Annotated in this window: 7 protein-coding genes; 5 read left to right on the top strand and 2 right to left on the bottom strand. The window is 61.1% G+C overall.

Features of this window, described 5'->3' with window-relative positions; translation table 11 throughout:
• Positions 1–374 precede the first annotated feature (374 nt).
• Positions 375–689, bottom strand: a complete 315-nt coding sequence (locus tag FCU66_RS40425) for a hypothetical protein (protein ID WP_136622645.1) — start codon at positions 687–689, stop codon at positions 375–377.
• Positions 690–802: 113 nt separating this feature from the next.
• Between FCU66_RS40425 and FCU66_RS40420 the strand changes: the two genes are divergently transcribed.
• The 5 genes from FCU66_RS40420 to FCU66_RS40400 all read left to right on the top strand — a co-directional run bounded on the left by FCU66_RS40420 (position 803) and on the right by FCU66_RS40400 (position 5,410).
• Positions 803–1,099 carry a MerR family transcriptional regulator gene (locus FCU66_RS40420; protein WP_136622644.1) on the top strand — a complete coding sequence of 99 codons (297 nt, stop codon included), beginning with the start codon at positions 803–805 and terminating at the stop codon, positions 1,097–1,099.
• A gap of 103 nt (positions 1,100–1,202) precedes the next feature.
• Positions 1,203–1,424 (top strand): hypothetical protein, encoded by a 222-nt coding sequence (locus FCU66_RS40415; RefSeq protein ID WP_136622643.1) that lies wholly within the window; start codon positions 1,203–1,205, stop codon positions 1,422–1,424.
• 266 nt (positions 1,425–1,690) lie between these two features.
• Positions 1,691–4,597 (top strand): phage tail tape measure protein, encoded by a 2,907-nt coding sequence (locus tag FCU66_RS40410; RefSeq protein WP_168992223.1) that lies wholly within the window; start codon positions 1,691–1,693, stop codon positions 4,595–4,597.
• Complete coding sequence (locus FCU66_RS40405) at positions 4,594–4,920, top strand: hypothetical protein (protein WP_136622641.1); 327 nt, start codon at positions 4,594–4,596, stop codon at positions 4,918–4,920. The genes FCU66_RS40410 and FCU66_RS40405 overlap by 4 nt, the downstream gene beginning before the upstream one ends.
• A 190-nt stretch (positions 4,921–5,110) precedes the next feature.
• Entirely contained in the window at positions 5,111–5,410 is a 300-nt protein-coding gene (locus FCU66_RS40400; protein ID WP_136622640.1) for a hypothetical protein, read from the top strand.
• Between the two features lie 96 nt (positions 5,411–5,506).
• Here the strand turns inward: FCU66_RS40400 and FCU66_RS41750 are convergent.
• A partial coding sequence (locus FCU66_RS41750; RefSeq protein WP_210239727.1) for a hypothetical protein occupies positions 5,507–5,835 on the bottom strand: 329 nt, incomplete at its 5' end.

The following is a 5,835-nucleotide window of genomic DNA, read 5'->3' as shown; positions in this document are numbered from 1 at the left end:
GGCGAAACGGGTGCCGCAGCATGATGCGCGCCGTGGCCTGCCAACAATGCGGCGCAAGTCTCGAAGGCGAAAGGGCCGATGCGCGGTTTAGTAAGGAGCGGTGGCGCTCGCTTCAGTGGCTAGCCTCGCCGACGCTTGCTCTACAGCCCGCGCTGAAGCTTCAGTGCGATCCATCTGGCGCGCTACCCGCTTGGTCAGCAACGCAAGCCTGGCAGCGCGGTAAGCGTCAACGTGGCTCGAGGTTTCAGAATGGATGGCGTTCATCGTCCGAACTCTCCAAGGGTTGTGGGATCGGTCGTCTTCAGACGCTTCCTCGCCTGGGAAGGTGCGGCCCGGCTCCCAGACTTCCTCAGGAGCCAGGTCGAAGGACTGTTTTAGTCCTCGCTGTCGTCTCCCTGATCGTCCTGAATGATGACGCGGCGGTGATGACGGCGTTCGATCGATCCGGTCGTGACCACGACGTGATCGCGGCGATGGTGCCGGCGCCAATTGCGATTGCCGCTGTCATAGAAAGCTTCCGTGCCATGCCGGCGATGGTGAAGGCGCTGGCCGTCCTGATTGATAATCACAGCGTCGTTGTTGTTACTGCGATGATGCCGTTGGGTGGTGATGACGAGCGAGTCCGCCGAGGCGACCGCAGGCGCGGCCAAGCAAAGCACCAGCGCGCCCAGAATAAGGGTGGTTTTCATTATCAGTTCTCCAAGAATTTAAGATGCCCTTCGCCAAGTAAACATAGCTGCAGGGCTTTGGTTCCTTTGTCGAAAGCCGACAGCAACGGCCGGCGACTAATCGGGGGCGCTGCATGACCGGGCAAGCGGATCCGCAACTCGAGGTCTACGTCGCTTCAGTCGAGGCTGCGATCGCAGACCTGCGCCGATACGTTGAGCAGCGCGACCAGGAAAGCTGCCCGCTACCCACGCAACAAGCCGAAACCCGCACCGACGACCTGATTGAAACCAGTGCGGCAGCGAGCCGGTTTCGCATTGCGGACGACACGGTCCGTCTTTGGTGCCGACAGAAGAAGGTGTTCGGCGTGAAGGATGGAGGGCGATGGCTGGTCTCCGCCTCAGCGCTCCGGGCCAAACTTCGGACCGGTTAAAGGCTATCGCGTTTCGTCGCGTTTCATCGCGTTTGCAGCCCTTTGCCCATCGCGTTTGGACTGCCACTTTCTCGCTCATCAGGTCGAACCCGATGGGGAAGAAATGAACGTCCAGAATATTCTCAAGTCGATGCGGGGAGGCCAGACGAACACGGCTGACCAGCTTCGCCAGACACTCGAGCAGATCGACATCGAAGGCCTGGAGGCCGCTGCCGAGAAGCTGGAAGCCGAGCGTCGCCGGGTGCTGCTCGACGGCAGCGACAAGGAACTCGAAGCGATCGAGACCAAGATCGCCGCGGCAAACCGTGACATCGAACGCGCCTAAGCGCTTGTTTGCCTCCTCGACCGCGACGTCCGCCTCGGCCACTGCCCTGATCAGTTCAAGAAAGCGCCGGCCGAGGTCCGGATATTCCTTCCGCAGCATCTTGGCGGCTGCATCGGCCTTGGCTTTGGCGCTGTTGTAGCGGTCGGCGAGTTCGGCTTCGGTGGCCGCCGCGATAGCTGCCTGCAGGCGCTTCTCGAGCTCTGCCTTCGCCGCATAAGCGTGAGCTTGAAGAGTTCGGTGCTGCCGGCCGCAAGGCGTTTAAGGATTTGCAGACGGCAGCGGCCGAGATCAAGGGGCTGGGGACCGGGTTTTTCGCCTCGCTGAAACAGGCCCAGGTCCAGATAAAAGGACTTGCCAAGGATTTTGAGGAAGCGGGCAAGAAGATACAGGCCGTTGGCCGCACGCTGACCACGGCGTTGACCCTACCAATCGTCGGTGCTGGTGTCGGCATCCTGAAGCAGGCCGGCGACTTTGAAAGGGCCATGAACAGCTTCGCCGTCAATGCGGCCGTGGCTGGCAAGGCGTTTGAGGACGCCGAAAAGAAGGCGCAGGCGCTCGGTCAGGCGTCGGTGTTCACGTCCACTGAAGCCGCCCAAGGCATGACTGAGTTGGCGAAGGTCGGTCTGGATTTCAAGACGATCATGGGCGGCGCTGCCGATGCCATGGTCAATCTTGCGGCAGCCAACAATACCGGGCTCGCGTCTGCCGCAACCGTCGTCGGCGACGTGATAAATCAATTCAAACTCAGTGCCTCGCAATTGCCCGGCATCGTCGACTCCATCACCGGCGCGACCATCGAATCCAAGTTGAGCTTTGATGATTATAGGCTCGCCATCGGCCAGGCTGGTGGCGCTGCCGGTGCTCTTGGTGTCACGTTTCAGGACTTCAATGCTGTTCTGGCGGCGACGGCATCAAGCTTTAGTTCCGGCAGCGATGCCGGCACGTCGTTCAAGACATTCCTCACTCGCCTCGTGCCGCAGTCTGACCAGGCGGCGGCGGCAATGGAAAAGCTGGGCCTCAAGTTCTTCGACGCCAAAGGCAATATGCTTACGATGTCACAAGTGGCCCAAGTCCTTCAGGACAAGCTGGGCAAGCTGTCTCAGGAAGATCTCACCGACAACGTGAAGACCATCTTCGGTGTCGATGCCATGCGTACCGCCATTGCTCTCATGAAGCAGGGCAGCAAGGGCATCGATGAGATGTCGGCCAAGCTGAAGAATACCGATTCCGCCGAGATCGCCGCCACTCGCGTCAAGGGTCTCTGGGGTGAGATCGACCAGTTGAAAAGCGCGTTGGAAAATCTATCCATCGCCATCGGTGCCTCTGGGTTCCTCGATTTTGTCACGCAGATCGTCATCAAGCTGACCGAATGGACGCAAGCCGTTGCCAAACTCAGCCCTGAAACTCTGCGTCTCGGTACGATCATCGGCGGTGTTGCGGCATCGATCGGCCCGCTCTTGCTCGGGCTCGGCCTTTTGACGCGTGGTTTCGGTATTGCCCTTGAAGGCGCAGGCCTGCTTCTGGGCGGTCTGGTGCGTTTGCGTGCGGCCCTGCTTTTCATATCTGCCAATCCCATTGTCGTGGCGATAGGGCTCATCGCAACAGGTATCGGGCTTTGGGCTTTGAAGGCGGACGCGGCGACGGCAGCGCTGCAGCGGCATGAAGGCTTGGTCGAGGGCGTGAAGGAGGCCTATGGGCGGGCTGGCAACGCCGTCAAAAACATGACTGACGAGATCCGTAACGGCCTCATCATTCAACAGCGTGCGGCCCTGCAAGACTTGGTGCCGGCGTTCGAAACTGAGATCAAGCGGCTGCGCGACCTGGCAGCGGCACCTGCGAAAGAGAACCCGTTCAGCCAAGCGCTGCGCGACTTCGCCGCTGGCGGAAGCCTTGAGGCCTATTTGGCGGCTGTGAAAAAGATCGGCGCCGCCAATCCTGATCTAAACGCCGCTGCGGACGCCTTCGTCCATCTGACCGACAAAGCCACTGGTCTGCAGGAGAAAATCAAGCCGTCGGCAGACTTCCTCGATTTGCTCACCGGCAAGATCACCGACGCTGCCTTCCAGGCCAAACAGGCAGGCGCAGGTTTTCAGGCGCTTGGCACCGACGCCAAGACTGGCGCGGCTACCGCGAGCGCGGCAGTTGATGAGACAGCAAAGAAGGTCGAAAACCTTCACACGATCACGGTAACCACGTTCGGCCCGAACGGACCAGTCAAGCAACTGTTCGACGTTGCTGCCAATGGTGCAGCAACAGCGCGCGAGGGCGTTTCGCTTCTCGCGAGCAAGATGACCGACGCCGAGTTCGAAGCCGCGCGGGCGGCCGGCACGCTCGGCAATCTGGGTAAGAGCGCAGCCGGCGCCGGCGCCGACGTGTCGACCGCCGGCGACGACATCACCAACTCGATCAACAAGATCGCGCCAGCCGCACAGGACGCCGGTACGGCCATTACGAGCGGGCTTGGCAACATCGATGCCAGCGGCGCTGCGCAGGCCGCAGAAGCCTTGCTGTTGCCATTCCAGGCCCTTCCTGGCCAGTTTGGCACCATCCTCGGCGGCTTGCGCTCCTTGCTGCAGGGCGGATTCGCCAATCTGGCCAGCATCGTCACCAGCCTGGCCGGGCAAATCCAGTCGGCGATTGCCCAGATCCTCGCATCATTGCGGGCGGCTGCGGCTGCGGCCCAGGCACTCCGGGCACAGGCGGCAGGCTCGTCGTCTTCGGACACCGGCGGTTCTCATGGCGGCTTTGCCGGTGGCGGCTCTGTTCGTGGACCAGGTGGCCCGAAGACCGACAGTATCCTCGCCTATTTGAGCAATGGCGAATTTGTCATTCAGGCTGCAATGGTGAAGCGGCTCGGCGTTGATTTCTTCAACTCGCTCAACAACGGCGTGCCGTCCCTGAACTCGCTGCGCGGCTTCAGCCTTGGCGGCGTGGTCGAAAGCTTCAATCGTTCGCTCGCCATCCCGCGCTTCGCCACTGGCGGCCTTGCGCCGGCGTTGGCATCGGCGTCTCCCGGCGGCAGCAAAATGGTACACCTCAAGCTCGATTTCGGCCTAGGTCCCAATGATGTCTTTGACATCATCGCCGCCGATAACAGCGGTCTCACGAAATTGCAGCGCTTTGCGGTCCAGAGCGGGTTGCTATCGACCGGCAGAAAGCCGCGGCGCGGATGAGAGACTTCGATTTTCCCGACTTCGATCCGGCCACTATCCCGAAGCCCGGTGATCAGCACGACCCTACTGTACGTGCTCACCAGGCGACGTTTCAGGAGCGGTTCGGCGACTTCCCAAGCCGGCATGTTGTCGGCCTGCACTTCGGCCCGGCGCCGAAGGGCGAGTGGGTCGGCATCATCATGGACATGGAAGACGGCTCCACCGTCAAGGTCGCGATCCCGTTCACACTGTGGCAGGCCTTCGGCAACGAATACGCGCTCGCCATGATGACGGCGGCCGAGATCGTTCAGATGGCCTACGGGCCGGCCGAGGGACAGGCATGATTGCTTGGCTCGCCTTCACCCTTGCCGCCGGCGTCATTCTGGCGCTGGCCTGGTGGCCCTTCTAGACGGCCCGGCTGCCGCACAGCTATGGGTGACACAGGGAAACGGCAACCGGGCCTTCCGGGAAGGATAGAGCCCCCCGGCCGTCAAAATATGCACGGAAGCTAATACGAGCGCAATCCGGAGCGCCATGCGCGATAGCGATCTAACCGAACGCCCTGGCAAGGGCCGGACACGCTGGGCCGACGGCGTCGGCGAATACGAGATCGAGCGCACTTGGTGGCAAGCCAGGGTGCTGCACTTCCCGAAGCTCAATGTGACGGTCTGGTTTGACGGATCTCAGATGGTCGGGCTTGAGCATTGGGGCTTCCGCGATCCCAAGTGGTGTATGCGAATCCCGCCGGCCGATTGGCAACCGATGCCGAGCGGATACCGTCAGGCGGCAGAGCAAGCATGGTCGCGCTGGCACGCTGCCCGGCCGGCCCTTTAGGTCTCCGGTGGGCATCGCGTAGCCTCGATTCTTTGGTAAAATTCGTACCGTAAAATTTTATTGAACCCACCAAAAAACTGAATATGAATCGCCAAGTCACCATTCTGTTTCCAGCCCTTGGATGGGAGGTTGCACCATGGATAAGCTGGGTGTTTCGGTATCGGCTTTCGACTGTGATATCCTTCGCAGCGCCTTCATAAAATCAGTCACCGAAGAGAGAATTCCCGAAGACAGTTGGCGATCGTTTGCCGCGCTTTTGATCCGCGATCTTACCGGCGCCGATGACGTGGACCCAGATTTGCTGGAATGGATAGTGCGGAAGTAGTTGGCGCTGCCACAGGCGGGCGCCAGGCCGCGCGCGAACGCTTCGACGGTGTACGAGAGCGGCCAGCTGAAACGCGCGCTGGCGGGGCTACTAGCGGCCC

Source organism: Mesorhizobium norvegicum (assembly GCF_004919685.1).
Lineage (GTDB): Bacteria > Pseudomonadota > Alphaproteobacteria > Rhizobiales > Rhizobiaceae > Mesorhizobium > Mesorhizobium norvegicum.
Note: the sequence above shows the minus strand (reverse complement) of the source record. Positions and strands in the feature narration are given on the sequence as shown.

Bases quoted from the DNA above. Each gene is read 5' to 3' on its own strand.
- FCU66_RS40425 (WP_136622645.1), bottom strand. From the start codon at position 689: ATGAAAACCACCCTTATTCTGGGCGCGCTGGTGCTTTGCTTGGCCGCG.
- FCU66_RS40420 (WP_136622644.1), top strand. From the start codon at position 803: ATGACCGGGCAAGCGGATCCGCAACTCGAGGTCTACGTCGCTTCAGTC.
- FCU66_RS40415 (WP_136622643.1), top strand. From the start codon at position 1,203: ATGAACGTCCAGAATATTCTCAAGTCGATGCGGGGAGGCCAGACGAAC.
- FCU66_RS40405 (WP_136622641.1), top strand. From the start codon at position 4,594: ATGAGAGACTTCGATTTTCCCGACTTCGATCCGGCCACTATCCCGAAG.
- FCU66_RS40400 (WP_136622640.1), top strand. From the start codon at position 5,111: ATGCGCGATAGCGATCTAACCGAACGCCCTGGCAAGGGCCGGACACGC.